The organism is Nonomuraea maheshkhaliensis, assembly GCF_039529435.1.
In the GTDB taxonomy this organism is placed as follows: Bacteria; Actinomycetota; Actinomycetes; order Streptosporangiales; family Streptosporangiaceae; genus Nonomuraea; species Nonomuraea maheshkhaliensis.
This window is the reverse complement of record NZ_BAAAMU010000040.1, coordinates 54,320-75,547: the sequence shown is the minus strand read 5'-3', so window position 1 is coordinate 75,547 and position 21,228 is coordinate 54,320. Positions and strand designations below refer to the sequence as shown.

Here is a 21,228-nt window from a genome sequence, read left to right as displayed (position 1 = left end):
GGTCTAATTGGGATGCCCTGCCACAATGGTCAGGTGACTGAGAACGGCAGGTTGGTGCTGGCAGGGGCCCCCATTGGCCAGGCGGGTGACGTCTCGCCCCGGCTGCGTGAGGCGCTGGCGGGCGCCGACGTGGTGGCGGCCGAGGACACCAGGCGGCTGCGCAGGCTCGCCGCCGACCTCGGCGTCGAGATCACCGGCCGGGTGGTGTCCTACTACGACCAGAACGAGGCCGCGCGCGCCCAGGAGCTGGTGGAGGCGCTCAAGGAGGGCCGCACGGTCGTCGTGATCACCGACGCGGGCATGCCGGGCGTGTCGGACCCCGGCTACCGCCTGACGAGCCTGGCGGTCGAGGCGGGCGTCCAGGTCACCGCGCTGCCTGGGCCGAGCGCCGTCACCACCGCGCTGGCCGTGTCCGGCCTGGCCAGCGACCGGTTCTGCTTCGAGGGCTTCCCGCCGCGCAAGACCGGCGAGCGGGACCGGCGGCTCGGGGCGCTGGCCGAGGAGGAGCGCACGATGGTCTTCTTCGAGGCGCCGCACCGGCTGGCGAGCTCGCTGGAGGCGATGGCGCGGGCGTTCGGGGCCGACCGGCGGGCGGCGGTGTGCCGCGAGCTCACCAAGACCTACGAGGAGGTCCGCAGGGGCGGCCTCGGCGAGCTGGCCGAGTGGGCGGCCAAGGGCGTCAAGGGCGAGATCACGATCGTGGTCGCGGGCCACGTCCCCGGTGATGCCGAGCAGGACGTGGAGGAGCTCATCGCGGAGGTCGCCCGCCGGGTCGCCGAGGGGGAGCAGCGCAGCCAGGCGGTCGCCGCCGTGGCCAAGGGGGCGGGGATGCCGAGACGAGAGCTGTACGACCTGGTTCACAGGCGAACCGCCACGCCATAGGGTGCGCAACGTGAGCAACTGGGGGGTGTCGGCACGGCGGCTCGTCCCGCCCATGCAGGGCTCGGCGACGGTGGGCTGGCTCGGCCCGATCGCGGTCGCGATCTTCGGCGGTCTCCTGCGTTTCGTCAGGCTCGGCGAGCCCAAGGCGGTCGTCTTCGACGAGACCTACTACGTCAAGGACGCCTACTCGCTGATGATCCACGGCGTCGAGCGGACCATGCTCGGCGACGCGAAGAACCCCGTCGCCGACCAGCGCCTGATCGCCGGCAACCTGGACATCTTCCAGCAGTGCGCCCAGCCGGTCGACTGCGCCTCCTTCGTGGCCCACCCGCCGCTCGGCAAATGGATGATCGCGGCGGGCGAGTGGCTGTTCGGGATGAACCCGTTCGGCTGGCGCTTCGCCGCGGCCCTGGTCGGCACGCTGTCCATCCTCGTCCTGGCCAGGGTGGCGCGCAGGATGACCCGCTCGACGCTCCTCGGCTGCCTGGGCGGGCTGCTGCTGGCGCTCGACGGCCTGCACCTGGTGCTGTCGCGCACGGCGCTGCTGGACATCTTCCTGATGTTCTGGGTGCTCGCGGGGTTCGCCTGCCTGGTGGCCGACCGCGACCGGGCCCGCGAGAAGCTGGTCGCCTGGTACGAACGCTCGCCGGTCACCGCGCTGGGCCCGCGCCTCGGCCGGCGGCCGTGGCGGCTGGCCGCCGGGATCTGCCTGGGGGCGGCGTGCGCGGTCAAGTGGTCGGGGATCTTCTTCCTGCTCGGCTTCGCCGTCATGTCGGTCCTGTGGGACATGGGCGCCAGGCGGGCGGTGGGGCTGCGTGAGCCGTACCGGGGGGCGCTGACGTACGACCTGCCGGGGGCGGCGGGGGCGATGGCGCTCGCGCCCGCGGTCACGTTCCTGGCGTCGTGGACCGGCTGGTTCGTCACCGCCGGCGGCTACGGCCGCAACTGGGAGCAGGCCACCTCCTCGGGGCCGCTGTTCTTCGTGGTCGACTCGGTGCGGTCGTGGCTGCGCTACCAGCAGCAGGTGCTCGGCTACCACAGCGGCCTGGACGACTATCACCCGTACATGTCGGAGCCGTGGCAGTGGCCGGTGCTCTTACGCCCGGTCTCCTTCCACTACCCGACGAACCTGCCGCCCTCCGCCTGCGGCGCCGACAAGTGCGCGCAGGCCGTGCTCGGGGTCGGCACCCCCGCGCTCTGGTACGCCGCCGCCATCGCCCTCGTCGGCCTCGTGGCCTGGTACGTCGCCACCCGCGACTGGCGGGCCGGGGCCGTGCTGCTGACCTACGGGGTGGGCTGGCTGCCGTGGTTCTACTACGCCATCGCCGACAACCGCACGATGTACCTGTTCTACATGATCCCCGTGGTGCCGTTCATGGTGCTGGCGCTGGTGCTCATGGCGGGGCTGATCCTCGGGCCGCAGGACGCCCCGGCCGCCCGGCGGGCGATCGGGGCGGCGGCTGTGGGGGCGTACGCGCTCGTCGTGCTGGTCAACTTCTGGTGGCTCTATCCGGTGCTGGCGGCCGAGACGATCACGCAGGCACAGTGGTGGACTCGGATGCTCCTGAGCTCTTGGGTGACCGCCGCGCCCAAGTGACGCCCCTGCGCAGCGTGATCGCCGCCGCGACGCAGGCCAACGGGACGGCGGGCAGGACGTAGCGGTAGTCGAACTCCGCCGTCGCCGCCGGGGCCAGCAGCAGCCCCACCGCCCCCAGCCAGGGCAGCACCACCGGGCCGCCGAACTTGCGCCAGCGCACCACGACGCCGTACAGGCCGATCAGCAGGATGCCGCCGAGCATGATGCCGCGCAGGTAGAACACCTTCTGGTAGCCGCTCATGATGCCGGCCCACGGCTGCACGATCCGGGTCTCGGGCGGGCCCTGCTCGTAGCTGAACGCGTCGGTGTCGGTGCGCCCGCCCGCGTACGATGACCACCGCGGCAGCCGCTTGGGCTGGCCGTTCTCGTCGAGCGGGACGTACGGCTTGAACTCGTACATGTTGTACGTCGACTCGTCCGGGAAACGCGGCCGCGACCAGTGGAAGGAGCGGAAGAAGTCGCGCGCCACCACCTTCAGGTAGTCGCCGGGCTGCGACAGGATCGCCTTGGTGGCGAACGCGCTGGCGGCGTCGTTGGTGATCTCGCTCCACTTCTTGTTGATGCCCCACCGGTGCAGCACCTCGCCAGTGCCGGTGCCGTCGCCGTTGCCCTGGCCCCACAGGTACCACTGGGCGTAGTCCTTGCGCTGGTTGACCGGGTCATTGATGCACAGCAGCAGCAGCTGGACCTCTTTGTACTTGTCGATGTCCATCTTGTTGCAGTCGGCGAAGATGGCCGTGCGCATGTAGAGGATGAGGCCGTCGCTGTTGGTCATCGCGAATTTGCCGTACGCGGAGGCGAACCAGCCCATGTACGCCATCACCGGGATCGCGCAGGCGGTGATCAGCGCCGTGACGGTACGCCAGCCGGCCCGCTTGACCAGCAGGTAGAGCACGACGAGGGCCAGGACCGGCAGCCCGATCGAGCGCGTCAGCCAGGTCATCGCCAGCAGCAGGCCGACGACCGCGCCCGCCTGCCAGGTGAGCCGCCGTTTCCACAGCACCATCGTGATCACGCCGACCACGAGCAGCATGAACAGCGTGTCGGACATCACCATCTGTTCGAGCTGGATCTGGTAGGCGTCGAACAGCACCGGCGCCGCCGCCAGCGTGGCCCCCCACTTCGGCAGCCTGAACTTGATCCGCAGCAGCGCGTAGATCAGGCAGGCCGTGGCCAGCCCCATCAGGTGCTGGGTGAAGATCACCAGGCTGAAGCTGTGGAACGGCTTGAGCAGCATCAGCCAGGTGCTGTAGCCGTCGGGCCTGATCGGGTGGGGCCGCGGGTGCAGCGCCACCGAGACGTACTCGTAGGAGTCGTTGAACCACATCGCCGGGCCGTAGCCGAGCATGGTGATGAGCCGCAGCACGGCGCCGACGCCGAAGGCCGCGGCGAACACCCGATGTCTGCCCAACATGGACAGCGCGCGCGCTATCCGACCAGGGGCGGAGTGGTCCACAGGGGTAATCTCCGCGACGCTCACCATGTTGTAAAGAATGCCAGTCGTTTTCAGGTCCGTGCCCGAGCATGGTCGTCTTCAGGGCATGATGGTTCACTGGAAGAGCCTTAACTGAAGGGTAGACACGTGGAACTGACGGTGGTCATGCCCTGCCTCAACGAGGCGGAGACCGTGGAAGTCTGTGTACGCAAGGCGTTGGCGTGCATGGAGGAGCACGGCATCGAGGGCGAGGTCCTGATCGCCGACAACGGCAGCACGGACGGCTCGCAGCAGCTGGCCCGCGATGCCGGGGCCCGCGTGGTCCACGTGGACGAGAAGGGCTACGGCAACGCCCTCATGGGCGGCATCAGGGCCGCCCGCGGCAAATACGTCATCATGGGCGACGCCGACGACTCCTATGACTTCACCGCGCTGCTGCCGTTCGTGGAGCAGTTGCGTGACGGCGCCGACCTGGTGATGGGCAACCGTTTCCGCGGTGGGATCGCCCCTGGCGCCATGCCGCCGCTGCACCGCTACCTGGGAAACCCGGTGCTGTCGTTCATCGGGCGGCTGTTCTTCCCCTCGGCGATCAAGGACTTCCACTGCGGCCTGCGCGGCTTCAGGCGCGACTCGATCCTGCGGCTGCAGCTGCAGACCGGGGGCATGGAGTTCGCCTCGGAGATGGTGGTCCGCTCGACGCTGGCCGGTCTTGACGTGCGTGAGGTGCCGACCACGCTCGCCCCCGACGGCCGCTCCCGCCCGCCGCACCTGCGCTCGTGGCGCGACGGCTGGCGCCACCTGCGCTTCCTGCTCCTCTACAGCCCGAAGTGGCTGTTCTTCTACCCCGGCGTGCTGATGATGGTCATCGGCCTGGTCGCCGGCACGGCGCTGACCTTCGGCCCGGTCGAGATCGGCGAGCTCGCCTTCGACGTCGACACTCTGGTCGGCTCGTCCGCCCTGGTGGTGATCGGCTTCCAGGCGGCGTTGTTCGCGGTGTTCACCAAGGTCTACGCGGCCGAGGAGGGCTTCCTGCCGGAGTCGCCGCGCATCCGCAGGCTGATCGACATCGTCAGCCTGGAAAAGGGCCTCGTGGTGGGCGGGCTGCTGGCGCTGGCCGGTCTGGTCGGCCTGGTCATGTCGCTGGTGCACTGGCAGGTGCGCAGCTTCGGCGAGCTCGACCCGCGCGAGTCGCTGCGCATCGTGGTGCCGTCGGCGACGGCGCTCGTCATGAGCTTCCAGACGATCTTCGCGTCGCTGTTCATCAGCATTCTGGGCATCCGCCGCACGCGCGAGACGTTCATCGACAACGCGGCCCGCGCGGCCGAGGAGGCCGCCGAGGGCCTCGCGCTGGAAAAGGCCAAAGCGAAGAGCTGAGCACCGCACACCGGAAAAAGCCGAAGCGAAGAGCTGACCATCCTTTACGCGCTGCCGTGGCAGGCCACCCGCCGCACTCCGGCGGGCGGCCCTCCAGGGAAACGCCCGCTGACCCTTCACCGGCGCGCCGCCGCGACGGCGCGCCCCGTGGGCCGGGCGCCGTGGCCGACGCGTAACAAACGATCATCACGGACCCCGTAGGCTTAGGACCATGTCCCAGCACATCTTGACCGCCGTCGCGTGGCCGTATGCCAACGGCCCCCGTCACATCGGGCACGTTTCCGGATTCGGAGTGCCGTCCGACGTCTTCAGCCGCTACCAGCGGATGGCGGGCAACAAGGTGCTGATGGTCTCCGGCACCGACGAGCACGGCACCCCGATCCAGGTCCAGGCCGACAAAGAGGGCGTGAGCGCCAGAGAGCTGGCCGATCGCTACAACCGCGTCATCGCCGAAGACCTGACCGGGCTCGGCCTGTCCTACGACCTGTTCACCCGCACGACGACGAAGAACCACTACGCCGTCACGCAGGAGATCTTCAAGGGCCTTTACAACAACGGCTATATCTTCCCCAAGACCACGATGGGCGCGATCTCGCCGTCCACCGGCCGCACCCTGCCCGACCGCTACATCGAGGGCACCTGCCCCATCTGCGGCTACGACGGGGCCCGCGGCGACCAGTGCGACAACTGCGGCAACCAGCTCGACCCGATCCAGCTGATCAACCCCAAGAGCCGCATCAACGGCGAGACCCCGGTGTTCGCCGAGACCGAGCACTTCATGCTCGACCTGCCCGCCTTCGCCGAGGTGCTCGGCTCCTACCTGCAGTCCAAGCAGGGCGAGTGGCGGCCCAACGTGCTGAAGTTCGCCCTCAACCTGCTCGGCGACCTGCAGCCGCGGGCGATCAGCCGCGACCTCGACTGGGGCGTGCCGATCCCGCTCGACGGCTGGAGCGAGCAGCCCAACAAGCGGCTCTACGTGTGGTTCGACGCGGTCATCGGCTACCTGTCGGCCTCCATCGAGTGGGCCAGGCGTTCCGGCGACCCCGACGCCTGGCGCCAGTGGTGGCAGAATCCCGACGCCCGCGGCTACTACTTCATGGGCAAGGACAACATCGTCTTCCACGCCGAGATCTGGCCGGCGATGCTGTTCGGCTACAGCGGCATCGGCGCGCGCGACGGCTCGCCGGGCTCGCTCGGCGCGCTCGACGTGCCGTCCGAGGTGGTCTCCAGCGAGTTCCTGACCATGGAGGGCAGGAAGTTCTCCTCCTCCCGCCAGGTCGTCATCTACGTGCGCGACTTCCTGGCCCGCTACGACGCCGACGCGCTGCGCTACTACATCGCGGTGGCGGGGCCGGAAAACCAGGACACCGACTTCACCTGGCAGGAGTTCGTCAACCGTAACAACGGCGAGCTGGTCGCGGCCTGGGGCAACCTGGTCAACCGGTCGATCTCCATGGCCGCGAAGAACTTCGGGGCGGTGCCCGAGGCCGGCGACCTCACCGACGCCGACCGGGCGCTGCTGCGGCGCTCCCGCGACGCCTTCGCCCCGGTCGGGGCCGAGCTGGGCCGCTCGCGCTTCAAGAACGCCATCACCGAGGCGTTCGACGTCGTCCGCGAGGCCAACAAATACCTGGCCGAGCAGGAGCCGTGGAAGCTCAAGGACGACCCTGAGCGGCAGAAGTCGATCCTGCACGTCGCGCTCCAGGTGGTCGACGACGCCAAGACGATGCTCACGCCGTTCCTGCCCGGATCGTCCAACAAGGTGTTCGCGATGCTGGGCGGCGAGGGCGTCTGGTCGGGCATGCCGGAGATCCGCGAGGTCGACGAGGACGGCGGCACCCCCTACCCGGTGATCACCGGTGAGTACGACGGAGCCGCCCGCTGGGAGCACCGGCCGATCAAGCCGGGCACGCCGCTCGCGCCGCCGGTGCCGCTGTTCAAGAAGCTCGACCCGAAGGTCGTCGACGAGGAGCTGGCCCGGCTGGGCGAGTGACCTCGTAGTCACTGCGGCGGGGGCGGTCCTGTCCGGCCGGCCTCGCCGTCAGGGGGCGCTACCTTGGATGCCGTGACCAAGCTTCCCGCCGCCCCAGAGCCGCTCTCCGCACCCGTGTTCGACAGCCACTGCCACCTCGACATCATGGTCGGCAACCGGCAGGCGTCGTCCGGCGACCCGGTGGCGCAGGCCGCGCAGCAGGCGGCGGCGAGCGTGCGGAGCATCCTCGACGACGCGCGGGCCGTGGGCGTGACGCGGCTGGTCACGATCGGCTACGACCTGGCGTCGTCCCGCTGGAACGCCGAGGTGGCGGCCGGGCAGGAGGGCGTGTACGCGGGCGTGGCCATCCACCCCAACGAGGCCCACGCGTCCACGCCCGAGGTGCTGGCCGAGATCGAGGCCCTGGCCGGGCAGGACGCGGTGCGCGCGGTGGGGGAGACGGGGCTCGACTACTACCGCGACTGGGCGAGCAAGGACGACCAGCACGCGAGCTTCCTGGCGCACATCGAGATCGCCAAGCGCACCGGCAAGGCGCTGGTGATCCACGACCGCGACGCGCACGACGACGTGCTCAAGGTGCTGGCCGCGGCCGGTGCTCCGGACAAGGTGGTCTTCCACAGCTTCTCCGGCGACGCCGAGATGGCGAAAAAGTGCGTCGAAGCCGGATATTTCATGTCATTTTCCGGGCCGGTGACGTACAAGAACGCCTCCTACCTGCGCGAAGCCGCCGAGGTCGCGCCCGCCGAGCTCATGCTGGTCGAGACCGACGCCCCCTACCTGCCGCCCGTCCCGCACCGGGGCAAGCCCAACGCCCCCTACCTCATCCCGCTCACCCTGCGCTGCCTCGCCGAGGTCAAGAACGTCCATCCTGACCGGTTGTGCGAGGTGATCAGCGGCAACGGAGTCACGGTCTTCGGCGAGTGGTGACCATCTTTCGGTGAAGAAGCGGAGGCCGGCGCGCGCCCCCGGCTAGCGTTCTGGCGATCCTGCCCCGCTACCGGAGGTGGTTCGTGCGAGGTAAGAGGCGTGCGCCCCGTCCGTCGCTCCCGTGGCGCTCCCCGTGGACGCCCGTCGTGTGCGTGGCCGGCGTGGTGGCCGCGAGTGCGCTCGTGGCGGTGTCGTTCCTCGTCAAAGAGGTCATTCTGGTCGTGGACGGCGAGCGCAGGCCCGTCCACGCCTTCGCCGGCACCGTCGAAGGGGTGCTCGCCGCGGCGGGCGTCACGATGGCGTACGGCGACGTCGTGCATCCACCCGCCCAGGAGGAGGTGCGCGACGGCGCCACGATCGAGGTGCGCCGCGCCCGCCCCCTCACCCTGACCCTCGACGGCCACACGAGCAGGCACCTGGTCACCGCGTCGAACGTGGGCGAGGCCCTGGCCGAGCTCGACCTCACCCCCGCCGCCGGTCGCTTGTCGGCGCCGCCCGGCGACGCGGTGCCGCTGGAGGGGATGGAGCTCACGGTCTACACCCGGCGCAAGGTGTACGTGGTCGCGGGCACCACCCGGCTGACCTCGCGGACGACCGCCAGGACGGTGCGCCAGGTGCTCAGGCAGCAGCGCGTCGAGCTGCGCCGCGGCTATCACGTGGACCCGCCGCTGGACAGCTTTCCCGAGGACGGGACGGTCATCACGATCGTCCCGCCGCGTACCGTCCAGATCGATCCTGCCACCGCCCGGCTCGACTGGCCCGCGCTGGCCGAGTGCGAGTCGCACGGGGATCCGGAGGCGTACAACCCTGACGGGCCCTATTACGGCATGTACCAGTTCAGCCTGCCGATGTGGCAGGCCGTCGGCGGCATGGGGCTGCCGTCGACGTGGCCGGAGGACGAGCAGACCTATCGGGCGCAGTTGCTTTATCAGAAGGTGGGCGGCAGGTGGCACGGCCAGTGGCCCCACTGCGGCGCCCGCCTCTTCGGCCGCGCCACGGTCACGGCCCTGCGCCGCTGACCCGCCCTTCCCGGATCCCGCAGGCCGGGACCGTGAATCCAGCCCGGCTCCCCCAACCTGGGAGCGAGGAACCGGCCCGAATCCTCTGGGTCAGCGCCGAGACCACCGACCCGGCGCACTCGACCGTCAACCCGACACGGAGACCCCGAAGTCGGCGCCCTCGGCGGGCTGGAGCGGTTGCAGGGTCTCGGCGTTGCGTCCGGCGACCGCGACCTTGCCGAACGGTCCACCGTCCGGCTGCCCCACGTACAGCCTGTTCCCGCTGAAGGTCACCGACCATCCGAACAGCCCGTCCCCGGTCGTCAGCTTCCGGTCCTCGGCCGCGTCCTTCCACGACACCACCCGGACGCCGCCCCCGTAAGGAGCGCCGATCGCCAGCCGGCCGTCCGACGAGGTGGCCATCGAGAACCCGAACGCCTGCTTGCCCCCCTGCGTCACCCTCCTGGTGGGCTTCCTTGCGGTGTCCAGCAGCTGCACGTACCCGGGCCCCGGCGAGCTGACCGCGTACCCGGAGCCCTCCGCGTAGGCGACGGCGTACCCGTACCGGTCGCCGGACTCGGCGGTCGGCGAGTCCAGCTTCAGCGACGTCAGCCTCGGAGCCAGCACGTCGTCGATGAAGACGACGCAACCCGAGTCGATCTTGCCCTTCTCGATCTGCCGGCCCAGGCCGTCGTCGTTCTCGTACGGCACGCCGACGACCAGCCCGTTCTTCGGCCCGATCGCCAGCGAATAGCCGAACTGGTCGCCCACCTCGCTGTTGCCGCGTACGTCCACGGTCTCCTGGCTGATCCTGCGCAGGTCACCCGCGCCCTTGCGCACGTAGACGGCGCCGACGTCCAGCATGTCGCCCTCGTCCTCGTACGGTGCCCCGATCGCGACCAGGTCGCCGCGCGCGGCCAGCGACCAGCCGAAGTGCGCGAACCGCTGGGGCTGAGGCGGGACCAGGCGTTGCGGGGGCGTGGCGCCGCCGCCGTAGACGACGTACGCGGCCCCGGCGTCCTCGACGCCGTCCACGTCCGCGTACGGGGCGCCGATCACCAGGTCGGCGCAGGTGTCGCCGTTGACCTGCGCCAGCCGGACGGACCAGCCGAACCCGTCGCCCTCGCTCAGCCCGGGCACGCTCACCGGCGTCACCTTGCCGGCGGACAGCACGTGCACGGCGCCCTTCCGGTCGTCGCCGAACGGGTCGCCCACCGCCACGTCGTCCACACCGTCACCGTCGAAGTCGGCGGCCCCGGCACAGGCCACGGCTTTCGTCGTAGCGGCTTTTGCCGTGGCGACCGTCGTGGTCGTGGTGACCGCCGTTGTGCCGGCGACCGTCGTGGCGGCGGCCGTTGTCGCGGTGGCTGGGACGCCGCTCACCACGAGCAGCAGCGCGGCGAGCGCGGATCCGATCATCACAGCGCCACCTCGATCTGCTGACCGTTCTCCAGCATGTTCGCCGTCATGCTCACGGGCTTGCGGTACGTCGCCAGGTCGAACACGAACGCGCTGTCCACCCGGGCCCCGGGCAGGATCGCGGGCGGCAGCGTGACGGGGATCGAGTCGTGCTCGCCACCCCGGTCGTCGACCATCGTCACCACGGGCTGGACCAGCTCCCTGCGCTCGCCGCCAGGATTGAGCATCGTCCAGGGGATCACGCAGAGTTGTCCCTTGGTCGCGGTGATGCCCTCGTACTCCCTCAGCCCGCACTCCGGCGCCGCCGACACGATCGCGACCGGGTCGTCGAAGTTGGCGCCCAGAGCGAACCTGCGGCCCACGTCGTTCGGCTTGGCGCTGCCGGCGACCTGGGTGGGAGTGCCCGGGGTGCTGGTGACGGCCGTGTTGCGGGCGGAGGTCACGATCAGCACCCCCGCCGTCACCACGATGGCCAGCACCGCCGCCGCGGCGGCGATGAGCCAGCGGGTGCCGGTGGTCCGCGTTCCGCCGATGGTGTCAGAGTCGTCACCTGGTACGGCGGGGGCGGTCCTGCCGCCGGGCTGGGTCTCGGTGCTCAGCGCGGCACCCTGCGGTACGGCGACGCCCTGCTCCGGCCGCCACCCCGGCCCCGAAGGCGCCCCGGGCCAGCCGGGACGGTCCTGCTGCGGTCGCACCTGCTCAGGACCGCCCTGCTGCGGTCCTGGCTGCTGGGGACGGTTCTGCTGGGACCCCGGGGTGGACTGATCGGGCTGCTGGAGCCGTACCTGTTCGGTCGGAGCCTGCTGCGCCGCCGCCTGCTCGGGCTGTTGCCGCACGGGCGACGACGAGTCCGTCCGAGATCCACCAGCCTGGGATCCACCAGCCTGGGATCCGCCCGCCTGGGATCCGCCCGCCTGGGATCCGCCCGCCTGGGATCCGTCAGTCGGAGATTCGTCCGTGCCAGGCTTGTCCGTCCGCGGCGACGTACCGAAGCCGAACAGGGCGCGCAGCCGCCCCTGCCGCTCCGGAGGCTCCTGGCCGGGCACCTTCCAGCGAGCCAGCTCCTCCTTGGCCGCGTCCTCTTCGCGCCGAGCCAGCTCCTCCGCCGACAGGCCACCAGGGGACGATCCGTACGACGACCCCTGCGCAGGCCCGTACGACGCCCCCGGAGACGACCCTTGAGACGGCCCGCCGGCCGACGGGAAGGACCCGGGAACGCCAGGGGACCCCGGCACGCCAGGGACACCGGACGGCGAACCCGGCCCGGTCGCCGGATCCGCGGACCCCGGACCGCCGGCCCCGGTTCCAGCGGCCACCGACGACTCAGCGGCCGCAGGACCTCCGGCCATCGGATTCGCGGCCCGCGCCCCGGAAGGCGGCACACTGGGCACCCGCCCAGCAGCGTCACTTTGCCCTGCCCGCCCAGCAGCATCCCCCTGACCAGGCACAGTCCCAGGAACCGGCCCCCGGCCCGTCGCGTCGCTGGGAGGAGGCGTCGTGAAGGTGGCCGTGATGTCCGGCTCGTCCACCACGTTCTGCGGCGGCTCCCACTCACTCAGCATCTCCGTCGCGACCAGCGTCGGCGGATCGGCCGTGGCCGCGACCGGCGCCGGCGCACTGCCACCCACCAGCGCGATCAGCAGATCCTGCGCGGTCGGACGCAGCGCGACGTCCATGGAGGTGGCCCGCCGGACGAGCTCGTCGAGCGGGGCGGGCAGCGCACCCAGGTCGGGCGGCGTGTTCAGCACGCGGGTGGCCAGCGTGATGGGGTCGCCGCGGCCGAACGGATGCCGTCCGTTCCCCGCGTAGGCCACGAGGCAGCCCCAGGCGAAGATGTCGACCGCTGGGCTGACGGCCTCACCGCGTACCTGCTCAGGCGCCCACCACCCCGGGCTGCCCAGCAGTTCGCCGGACATCGTGAACCCCGTCTCCCGGTCGAGGGCCCTGGCGATGCCGAAGTCGATCACCCGCGGTCCTGACAGCGAGAGGATCACGTTCGCGGGCTTGAGGTCCCTGTGCACCAGCCCGGCCACGTGGATCGCCGCCAGCGCCGCCGCGACCCCCAGCGCGACGCCGTGCAGCGGCCCCGGGTCCAGCGCCCCGTATGTCGTGATCTGGTCGGACAGCGGCGTGCCCGCGATGTACTCGGTCACCATGTACGGCCGGCCGTCCCCGGTGTTGCCGTTGTCCAGCACCTGGGCCGTACAGAACGAGGCCACCCGCCGCGCGTTGTCGACCTCCGCGTGGAACCGCGCCGCGAACCCCTCCTGGTTGGCGAACTCCGCCTTCACCACCTTGAGCGCGACGAAACGCCCCGTCGGTGCCCGTGCGAGGAACACCGTCCCCATCCCGCCCTCGCCTAACCGGCCAAGCAGCCGGTACGGCCCGATCACCCTTAAGTCGGTCGGCCGTAGCGGCGCGGCGCCCGTTGGCTCCATGAGGGACGTTCCTTCCTGTTCCACGCCATCCTCTCCTTTGGTCTCCCCATCCGCCATCACACGTTCTTCGATGCGAGAGACTGATTGGATGATGAGGCTGTTGGGCCCTGCGGAAATACGTATTTTGGCGAACAAGCTAGATCTTCGTCCCACAAAAAAACTAGGCCAGAACTTCGTGATCGACGCGGGGACCGTCCGGCGCATCGTCCGTGTGGCCGATCTCACCCCTGATGACGTGGTCATAGAGGTGGGCCCGGGGCTCGGCTCGCTCACCCTGGGGCTCCTGCCCGCGGCCGCTCACGTGGTCGCCGTCGAGATCGATCCGGTGCTGGCCGGCCAGCTCCCCGTCACGGTGGCCGAACGCGACGCCGCCGACCGCCTCACGGTCGTCAACGCCGACGCGATGAAGATCACCCTGGACGACCTGTCCGGCCACGTGCCGACCGCACTGGTGGCCAACCTGCCGTACAACGTGGCCGTCCCGGTGCTGCTGCACCTCCTGGAGGTGCTCCCGTCCCTGCGCAAGGGCCTGGTGATGGTCCAGTCGGAAGTGGCCGACCGCCTCGCCGCGGGTCCCGGCTCGAAGGTGTACGGGGTGCCGTCGGTCAAGGCGGCCTGGTACGCGGACGTGCGCCGGGCGGGACCCGTGGGCCGCACGGTCTTCTGGCCCGTCCCCAACGTCGACTCGGGCCTCGTCTCCCTCCAGCGCCGCGACCCACCGTCCACGACGGCGACGCGCGAGGAGGTGTTCGAGGTGGTGGACGCGGCCTTCGCCCAACGCCGCAAGACCCTCCGCGCGGCCCTGTCCGGCTGGGCCGGCACCCCCGCCGACGCGGAACGCGCGCTGCGCGCGGCCGACGTGGACCCCTCGGCGCGAGGCGAACAACTGGACATCCACGCCTTCACCCGCATAGCCGAACACAGACCCTGACACGCTGCCCTCTCAAGGGGGCAGCCCTCACCCACCCCCCACCACCAACGCCCGCCGTTCCCCCCGAACGCGAGGTAGCCCGTCACCAACGGCACCCGCCACCTAGGACGCCCTACACCACCGACACCCACCCCGTTATCCACAACCCTCACCCCCCTCCCTCCTCTTTTCCACAGAACCGTGTTCGGCCGCTCCTCGTAACCCTGCATCCCCAGATCCTGGCCTCCCACCCCCGATAAACCGGAGGCCACCATGACCACCCGCATCACCTTCCCGCGGCTCGCCATCGGCGGAGCACTCCTCTCGGCACTCCTCACCACGCTGGCCATCAATGCCACCCCCGCCCGAGCCACCGCCGTTCGAGCGATCCCCACCCCTTCACTCACCGACAGGCTCCCCGAACTCAAGGGCACTCTCACAAGAGGCCAGATAGCCGCAGCAGCGGCTCTGACCCAACTGGGCGTCTCCTTCTCCTGGGGCGGAGGCTCGACGAAGGGCCCAACTCTGGGGATAGGCAGAGGCGCCACCACCAGAGGCTTCGACTGCAGCGGCCTCACCCTCTACGCCTGGTCCAGAGCAGGCATAAGACTGAGCCACCACACAGCAGCCCAATTCCGCCAGGGCCGTAAGATCCCTCTCAGGGCGCGCCGCACAGGCGACCTGCTCTTCTTCGGCGGCACCCCCGGCGCCCCCACCCACGTGGCCCTGTTCCTGACCGGAACCCTCATGATCCACGCCCCCAAGACAGGCGACGTGGTCAGAAAGGCCAACTTCAACACGCCCTACTTCCGCACCGCCTACCGCGGCACCGTACGCCCAGGCTGACCTACCCCATGGACGACCCACCCACGAGGAACCCACCTATGAGGGCTTTCCACGGAGGATCCACGCATGAGTGAGCCACCCACGGAGGACTCGCCCACCTGAGACCCGTCCCCGGAGGATTCGCTCACGGGAGACCCACCCTCGGGGGACTCGCTTACGGAGGCTCGCCTACGGAGGACCCGCCCATGGGGACCCGACCGTGGGGAACCCGCACATGAGTGCGTCACCCACGACGACCCCTCATGACCGCTCAACAAACCTGGCAAACGCCCACCAACTTGACTCTCTGTGTTGAGAAGTCGGCCGCCCAGGGAGTCATATTCCCAGAACCGCATGTCAGGGCAGCGCGCCCCGATAACATCGAGTGTCCTTGACCCCGGCAAGTGATGAGAGTGGCAGAAGATCGATGAGTTCGGTGACCGTGCGTGTGCCTGCGAAGGTCAACGTGCAGCTTTCTGTCGGCCCGCTCAGGGAAGATGGGTACCACGACCTGGTCAACGTCTTCCATGCCGTATCGATCTTCGATGAGGTCGTGGCGAAGGAGTCCGAGTCGATCACCGTCCAGGTGAACGGCAAGTGGTCCGACCAGGTGCCGACCGACGACAGCAACCTGGCCATCCGGGCTGCTCGCGCGCTCGCCAAACACGCGGGCCGCACCTACGGCGCCGACCTGATCATCCAGAAGGGCATCCCGGTCGCGGGCGGAATGGCGGGCGGCAGCGCGGACGCCGCCGGCGCGCTGGTGGCGTGCAACGAGCTCTGGGGGCTGGGGCTGCCCTTCGAGGACCTGATGGAGATCGCCGGCGACCTCGGCAGCGACGTCCCGTTCTCCCTGCTCGGCGGCACAGCGGTCGGCACGGGCCGCGGCGAGCAGCTGACCGAGCTGCCCACCGGTGGCGTGTTCCACTGGGTGTTCGCGCTGGCGAACGGCGGCCTCTCCACGGCCAGCGTCTACGCCGAGTGCGACCGTCTCAGGAAGGTCTCCGCGGCCGAAGTCCCCTGGCCCCAGCTGAACGACTCCCTCATGGAGGCCCTCGGCACCGGCGACGCCTACGCCCTGGGCAACCACCTGAGCAACGACCTCCAGACCGCCACCCTCAATCTCCGCCCCGAGCTCGCCCCCACCCTCGACTCGGGCCGCCAGCACGGAGCCCTGGGCGCGATCGTCTCCGGCTCGGGCCCCACCTGCGCCTTCCTGGCCATCGACGCCACCCACGCCCGCGACCTGGCCCACAGCCTGACCACCACCGGCGCCGCCCACACCGCCGTAGCCGCCCACGGCCCCGTCCAGGGCGCCACCTTGCTCTGACCCCCGCGATCCACATGCAGGCCCGAAGCGACCTTCGAGGGCCTGCCCGCGAGCTGTCGAGCTCCAAGAACACGCCGACCTGAGCGTTGATCAGCAGGCCGACGCCCAGCATCGCCATGCCGATCGCCGAGGTGAGAACCACCGCGACCGTCATGGTCAGGTTGCGGCGCAGGCCGATCCAGACCTCGGAGAAGATGAAATTGGCCCGCATCTCGTGTCTGCAGCTCCCTGCCGGTACGCATGGCGGTCGAGCACCTCGAAGATGCCGATCCTCGTCGTGGGGGTCGATGGTGCCCGTGGGCTCGTCAGCCTGTTGACGAGCCCACGGGCGGACGCGCTGCGGCTCGCCGCCGGACTTCGCGCGCGGAACGACTCGGCTCTCGTGTCTCTGAGCGGAACGACTCGGTTCTCATGTCTCAGAGACGTTCGGCAGCCCGGTTTGCTGCTCGACCGAAGTGATTCAGCTGAGGGCGGGTGGGCGCGGCCGGATGGTTCGTCCAGCGCGTGGACACCGGTGCCGGCACCCTCGTAGCCGCCGCCGGCAGGAGCGGGCCGGCCGGTTATCGTCGGAACACGGGGTCACGACCCGACCGGGCCGCCGCTTCGAAGCTGCGCAGGTATCCCATGACGAGGTCGGCCAGCCCGGCGCGCCGCGTCCGCCCGAGCGGATCGGGGGCGGGCTCGCCTCTGGCGAGGAGCGCGGACGTCCCCGCGTGGCTCGCGCTCATGACCTCGGCCCCGGCCGCCGTCGCGCCGACCGGCCCGTCTGTCTGCAGCGCCGGCTTCACACCGCCCCCTCCTTCGCGTCCTTCCCGGGGTCGTCCTTCTGCGCGTCCGCGAGGACGACGGTGAACAGCGCCCTCAGGTCCTGGCCTTGAGCACGGTGTTGGGGTTGATGGCCGGGCTCTCGACCACCTCGCGGGCGGTGGGCAACTGGTCGCCCGGCCGCAGCACGCCCGGCCGCAGAGCCTGCTTGACCTGGTGGACGAGCTGGAGGTACGTCGAAACCCCCGAGCCGCGGTCAAGGTGAAACTCCATCACGGCAACACCCTTTCCCTATTCGAATAGGGAAAGGGCGCTGTAGTGATCGTGAGTTGTCACCTCGGCAGGGCCCGGTCCTCGCGCCTCGGGAGCGGGCACCGAGAGCGCCGAGATGGTGCCTGCGTGCCCGAATGGTCCTCGGCGACCGGTTCACGCGTGCTCAGGTCCCCCGGGCCGCCGATACCCTGGGAAGGCCATGAATCTGGTCAACCTTGAGTCGGTCTCCCACGCTTACGGGCCCAAGCCTCTCCTGCACGACGTCTCCCTGGGCGTCGAAGCCGGAGAGCGTATCGGCGTGGTCGGGCGCAACGGCGGCGGCAAGACGACCCTGCTGTCGGTCATCGCGGGAGCCCTGCGTCCCGACAGCGGTCGCGTCACCCACAACCGGGGCCTGCGGGTCGGGTTCCTGTCGCAGCAGGACGACCTCGACCCCGGCGTTCCGGTGCGCGAGCTCGTCCTGGGCGAGCTGGCCGAGCACGAGTGGGCGGGAGATCAGCGCGTACGCGAGATCCTGGCCAACCTGATCGGCGACCTCGACCTCGACGCCAGGGCCGCGGACCTGTCGGGCGGCGAGCGCAGGCGTACGGCGCTGGCCCGCCTGCTCATCGGCGACCACGACCTGATCATGCTCGACGAGCCCACCAACCACCTCGACATCGAGGCCATCGCGTGGCTGGCCGGGCACCTGGCGGGCCGGAAGAGCGCGCTGGTCGTGGTGACGCACGACCGGTGGTTCCTCGACGCCGTCTCCATGCGCACGTGGGAGGTCGTCGACGGGCGGGTCGAACGGTACGAGGGCGGATACGCCGCCTACGTGCTGGCCAAGGCCGAGCGGGCCCGGATCGCCCAGGCCGCGGAAGAGCGCCGCCAAAACCTCATGCGCAAAGAGATCGCCTGGCTGCGGCGCGGCCCGCCCGCGCGTACGTCCAAGCCGAAGTTCCGCATCGAGGCGGCACAGGCGCTGATCGCGAACGAGCCGCCGGCCCGCGAGACGGTGGAGCTGATGCGGTTCGCGGCGGCCAGGCTCGGCAAGACCGTCTACGACCTCGAAGACGTCACCCTGCACGCGGGCGGCCCCGGCAACGGGCCGCTGGTGCTCGACCACCTCACGTGGCAGTTCGGCCCGGGGGACCGGATCGGGCTGATCGGCGTCAACGGCTCCGGCAAGTCGTCCGTGCTGCGGCTGCTCGCCGACACGATCAAGCCCGACTCGGGCCGCGTGATCAGGGGCAGGACCGTGCGCCTGGCGCACCTGTCGCAGGAGCTGGCGGAGCTCGACCCGACGCGGCGCGTGCTGGAGTCGGTCGAGGAGGTTCGCAAGTACCTCCAGCTGGGCAAGCGCGAGTGGACCGCGTCGCAGCTGCTCGAACGGCTGGGTTTCAAGGGTGAGGCCCAGTGGAAGGTGGTCGGCGACCTCTCCGGCGGTGAGCGACGGCGGTTGCAACTGCTGCGGCTGCTCATGGACGACCCCAACGTGCTGCTGCTCGACGAGCCCACCAACGACCTCGACATCGAGACGCTCAACGAGCTCGAAGACCTGCTCGACGGCTGGCCCGGCACGCTGATCCTGGTGAGCCACGACCGCTACTTCCTGGAGCGGGTGACCGACCGCAGCGTGGCGCTGCTCGGTGATGGCAAGCTGTCGCTGCTGCCCGGCGGGGTGGACGAATACCTCGAACGACGCGCGGCGGGCACGGCCGTCACCGCGCGCCTGGGCGTCGCCGCCACGGCCGGCGCCTCGCCGTCCGGCCGCATCGGCGCCATCACCGAGGCTGCCTCGGCACCTTCCGGGCCGGCGGTCTCCGCTCCCGGTGCCGGGTCCGGACAGGCCAAGGACGGGCTCTCCGCCAAGGAGGAACGCGAGCTCCGCAAGGAACTCAACCGCCTGGAACGCCAGCTCGACAAGCTCGGCGACCAGGAGTCCCGCCTGCACGCCGCCATGGCGGACGCGGCCAGCGACTACGCCAAGCTCGGCTCGCTGGACGCGCAGCTGCGCGAGATCACGGCCCAGAAGGACACGGTCGAGGCCGAGTGGCTTGAGGTGGCCGACCGCCTGGGCGACTGACCGCCCAAGTTGCTGACCGCCTGGGCGACTGACCGCCTGGGTGACCGACTCGGAGCCGGCGCCTGTTGCGGGGGCGGGCCTGGCGCCGATCAGTGCTGGGGTTCGTCACGGCCGACGGCTCGTCCCAGTGGCGGTTGCCGGGCGAAGAGACCGTCGTCGATCGCCGTGCTCGTCGCCCCGCCCGGAAGGCGCGTCGTCGGTGGATGAGGGGTGAGCCCGTCCAGGACCCGGGGCGGGTCAGGGGCGGGGTGGGTCGGGTGGGGAGTCGAAGGGGGTGAGGAGGGTGCGGAGGAGTGCGGCGAGTGTGCGCTGGTCCTCGCCCCCCAACCCCGACAACAACTCCCGCTCCCTGCGCAGCAGATCGGCGAACGCGGCGTCCACCCGCCCCAGCCCGGTGTCCGTCAGCGACACCAGCACCCCACGCCGATCCTCGGGATCCGGCCGCCGCCGGACGAGGCCGGCCGCGGCGAGGCGGTCAATGCGGTTCGTCATCGTGCCGGAGGTCACCAAGGTGGCGCGCAGCAGGGCGCCGGGGCTGAGCTCGTAGGGTTTGCCGGCTCGGCGCAGCGCCGTCAGCACGTCGAACTCCCACGGCTCCAGATCGTGTTCGGCGAACGCCGCCCGCCGCGCCCGGTCGAGATGCCGGGCGAGTCGTGACACTCTGGAGAGCACCTGGAGCGGCTCGACGTCGAGGTCGGGGCGCTCGGCGCGCCAGGCCGCGACAAGGCGATCGACCTCGTCTCTAGCATCCTCCGTCATGACACAAGAGTGTACTGTCTTGACATCGAGATATCTCTCTCGATATCAATTATCTTCATGTCAAGAGATATCTGGGACCCGGTCACATACGCCGTCTTCGCGGACGAGCGGTCGCGACCGTTCATCGAGCTGATCTCCAGAGTGGGGGCCGTCGAGCCCGATTATGTCGTGGACGCGGGCTGCGGAAGCGGAGAACTCACCGTTGAGCTGGCCGGTCGCTGGCCGCGCGCGACGATCGAGGGGTTCGACTCGTCCCCTGCGATGATCACGAAGGCTCGCAGGCTGGAGTCGAACGTCAGGTTCGCGGTCGCGGACGTGACCACGTGGCGTCCCGACCGGCCCGTGGACGTGATCGTGTCCAACGCCGTGCTGCAGTGGGTGCCCGAGCACCGCTCCGTGCTGGAGCACTGGATGGAGGAGCTGGCCCCGGGCGGCTGGCTGGCGTTCCAGGTGCCGGGCAACTTCGACGCCCCCAGTCACGTCGCGATCCGCGAGCTGTGCGGCTCGCGTGCCTGGTCCGACAAGCTCGGCGACTACACCAGGGGCAAGCCCGTGGACGAGCCCATCGAATATCTCGACCTGCTCAACCAGGGCGGTTCGCAGGTGGACGCGTGGGAGACCACGTACGTGCACGTGCTGCAGGGCGAGGACCCGGTGCTCGGCTGGGTCTCCGGTACGGCCCTGCGCCCGATCCTGGACCGCCTCGACCCGGACGAGCAGCGCCGTTTCAAGCGCGATCTGGCCAAGCCGCTCGCCGAGGCGTATCCGGCCAGGAGCTACGGCACGCCGTTCCCGTTCCGGAGGATCTTCGTGGTGGTGCAGAAGTGAGTGGTGGCAGAGGAAGGAGCGGGTCGTGATCCGGGGGCTGCATCATGTTCAGCTCGCTGCCCCGCGCGGCAGTGAGCCGCTGCTGAGGGAGTTCTACGTAGGCGTGCTCGGCCTGCGCGAAGTGCCCAAGCCGCCCGAGCTGGCCGGACGCGGTGGCGCCTGGTTCAGGGGCGACGGGGTGGAGGTGCATCTCGGCGTCGAGGACGACTTCAGGCCGGCTCGCAAGGCTCATCCGGCCTTCGTGGTGGACAATCTCGACGTATATATCGCGAAATTTCCGGGCTCGGTCCCGGATGAGCTGGCCCCGGGCTGGCGCAGGATCTACGTCTCCGACCCGGTGGGCAACAGAATCGAACTCCTGCACCTGGTGTGATGTGCACCGCCCGGTGGCATCATTGTCCGAAATC

Annotated in this window: 18 protein-coding genes and 1 pseudogene; 12 read left to right on the top strand and 7 right to left on the bottom strand. The window is 70.2% G+C overall.

From position 1 onward, the window contains the following. Nucleotides 1–12 precede the first annotated feature (12 nt). Both rsmI and ABFX54_RS26100 read left to right on the top strand, forming a co-directional pair. Complete coding sequence (gene rsmI / locus ABFX54_RS26105) at nucleotides 13–882, top strand: 16S rRNA (cytidine(1402)-2'-O)-methyltransferase (RefSeq protein WP_428834570.1); 870 nt, start codon at nucleotides 13–15, stop codon at nucleotides 880–882. A gap of 10 nt (nucleotides 883–892) precedes the next feature. Next, on the top strand, nucleotides 893–2,479 hold the full coding sequence (locus tag ABFX54_RS26100) for a dolichyl-phosphate-mannose--protein mannosyltransferase (RefSeq protein ID WP_346108907.1): 1,587 nt from the start codon (nucleotides 893–895) through the stop codon (nucleotides 2,477–2,479). Here the strand turns inward: ABFX54_RS26100 and ABFX54_RS26095 are convergent. Beyond that, complete coding sequence (locus tag ABFX54_RS26095; RefSeq protein ID WP_346108906.1) at nucleotides 2,415–3,893, bottom strand: hypothetical protein; 1,479 nt, start codon at nucleotides 3,891–3,893, stop codon at nucleotides 2,415–2,417. The genes ABFX54_RS26100 and ABFX54_RS26095 overlap by 65 nt on opposite strands. A gap of 168 nt (nucleotides 3,894–4,061) precedes the next feature. On the opposite strand from ABFX54_RS26095, the gene ABFX54_RS26090 reads away from it, so the two are divergent. The 4 genes from ABFX54_RS26090 to ABFX54_RS26075 all read left to right on the top strand — a co-directional run bounded on the left by ABFX54_RS26090 (nucleotide 4,062) and on the right by ABFX54_RS26075 (nucleotide 9,227). Further along, on the top strand, nucleotides 4,062–5,288 hold the full coding sequence (locus tag ABFX54_RS26090) for a glycosyltransferase family 2 protein (protein ID WP_346108904.1): 1,227 nt from the start codon (nucleotides 4,062–4,064) through the stop codon (nucleotides 5,286–5,288). A gap of 211 nt (nucleotides 5,289–5,499) precedes the next feature. Beyond that, complete coding sequence (gene metG / locus ABFX54_RS26085; protein WP_346108903.1) at nucleotides 5,500–7,281, top strand: methionine--tRNA ligase; 1,782 nt, start codon at nucleotides 5,500–5,502, stop codon at nucleotides 7,279–7,281. Nucleotides 7,282–7,353: 72 nt separating this feature from the next. Further along, the gene (locus ABFX54_RS26080) at nucleotides 7,354–8,208 is read left to right on the top strand and encodes a TatD family hydrolase (protein WP_346108901.1); all 855 of its coding nucleotides are present in this window, start codon (nucleotides 7,354–7,356) and stop codon (nucleotides 8,206–8,208) included. 83 nt (nucleotides 8,209–8,291) lie between these two features. Further along, entirely contained in the window at nucleotides 8,292–9,227 is a 936-nt protein-coding gene (locus tag ABFX54_RS26075; protein WP_346108899.1) for a ubiquitin-like domain-containing protein, read from the top strand. A 126-nt stretch (nucleotides 9,228–9,353) separates the two neighbouring features. On the opposite strand, the gene ABFX54_RS26070 is transcribed toward ABFX54_RS26075, so the two are convergent. Together ABFX54_RS26070 and ABFX54_RS26065 are read right to left on the bottom strand one after the other, a co-directional pair. Then, complete coding sequence (locus ABFX54_RS26070) at nucleotides 9,354–10,625, bottom strand: hypothetical protein (protein WP_346108933.1); 1,272 nt, start codon at nucleotides 10,623–10,625, stop codon at nucleotides 9,354–9,356. Further along, nucleotides 10,625–13,087, bottom strand: coding sequence for a protein kinase domain-containing protein (locus ABFX54_RS26065; RefSeq protein WP_428834569.1), 2,463 nt, complete (start codon nucleotides 13,085–13,087; stop codon nucleotides 10,625–10,627). The genes ABFX54_RS26070 and ABFX54_RS26065 overlap by 1 nt, the downstream gene beginning before the upstream one ends. 67 nt (nucleotides 13,088–13,154) lie before the next feature. Here ABFX54_RS26065 and rsmA point away from each other — a divergent pair, with 67 nt between their 5' ends. From rsmA to ABFX54_RS26050, 3 genes are all read left to right on the top strand, one after another. Then, nucleotides 13,155–13,994, top strand: coding sequence for a 16S rRNA (adenine(1518)-N(6)/adenine(1519)-N(6))-dimethyltransferase RsmA (rsmA, locus tag ABFX54_RS26060; RefSeq protein ID WP_346108929.1), 840 nt, complete (start codon nucleotides 13,155–13,157; stop codon nucleotides 13,992–13,994). A 252-nt stretch (nucleotides 13,995–14,246) separates the two neighbouring features. After that, complete coding sequence (locus ABFX54_RS26055) at nucleotides 14,247–14,819, top strand: NlpC/P60 family protein (protein WP_346108897.1); 573 nt, start codon at nucleotides 14,247–14,249, stop codon at nucleotides 14,817–14,819. A 406-nt stretch (nucleotides 14,820–15,225) separates the two neighbouring features. Then, the gene (locus ABFX54_RS26050; protein WP_346108895.1) at nucleotides 15,226–16,128 is read left to right on the top strand and encodes a 4-(cytidine 5'-diphospho)-2-C-methyl-D-erythritol kinase; all 903 of its coding nucleotides are present in this window, start codon (nucleotides 15,226–15,228) and stop codon (nucleotides 16,126–16,128) included. Between the two features lie 76 nt (nucleotides 16,129–16,204). Here ABFX54_RS26050 and ABFX54_RS26045 read toward each other — a convergent pair. The 3 genes and pseudogenes from ABFX54_RS26045 to ABFX54_RS26035 form a co-directional block, all read right to left on the bottom strand. Then, nucleotides 16,205–16,339 (bottom strand): annotated as a pseudogene (locus ABFX54_RS26045) (permease-like cell division protein FtsX); the annotation flags it as partial. A 349-nt stretch (nucleotides 16,340–16,688) separates the two neighbouring features. Further along, nucleotides 16,689–16,916 (bottom strand): hypothetical protein, encoded by a 228-nt coding sequence (locus ABFX54_RS26040; protein ID WP_346108893.1) that lies wholly within the window; start codon nucleotides 16,914–16,916, stop codon nucleotides 16,689–16,691. A 73-nt stretch (nucleotides 16,917–16,989) separates the two neighbouring features. After that, nucleotides 16,990–17,166, bottom strand: a complete 177-nt coding sequence (locus tag ABFX54_RS26035; RefSeq protein ID WP_346108891.1) for a GntR family transcriptional regulator — start codon at nucleotides 17,164–17,166, stop codon at nucleotides 16,990–16,992. A gap of 199 nt (nucleotides 17,167–17,365) precedes the next feature. Here ABFX54_RS26035 and ABFX54_RS26030 point away from each other — a divergent pair, with 199 nt between their 5' ends. Beyond that, a complete protein-coding gene (locus ABFX54_RS26030) occupies nucleotides 17,366–19,234 on the top strand; it encodes an ABC-F family ATP-binding cassette domain-containing protein (RefSeq protein WP_346108889.1) in 1,869 nt (622 codons plus the stop codon). 237 nt (nucleotides 19,235–19,471) lie between these two features. On the opposite strand, the gene ABFX54_RS26025 is transcribed toward ABFX54_RS26030, so the two are convergent. Continuing rightward, nucleotides 19,472–19,993: a MarR family winged helix-turn-helix transcriptional regulator gene (locus tag ABFX54_RS26025; RefSeq protein WP_346108887.1), complete on the bottom strand. Its 522-nt coding sequence runs from the start codon at nucleotides 19,991–19,993 to the stop codon at nucleotides 19,472–19,474. Between the two features lie 57 nt (nucleotides 19,994–20,050). On the opposite strand from ABFX54_RS26025, the gene ABFX54_RS26020 reads away from it, so the two are divergent. Continuing rightward, entirely contained in the window at nucleotides 20,051–20,821 is a 771-nt protein-coding gene (locus ABFX54_RS26020) for a trans-aconitate 2-methyltransferase (RefSeq protein ID WP_346108885.1), read from the top strand. Between the two features lie 25 nt (nucleotides 20,822–20,846). Next, nucleotides 20,847–21,194, top strand: a complete 348-nt coding sequence (locus ABFX54_RS26015; protein WP_346108884.1) for a VOC family protein — start codon at nucleotides 20,847–20,849, stop codon at nucleotides 21,192–21,194. Nucleotides 21,195–21,228 lie beyond the last annotated feature (34 nt).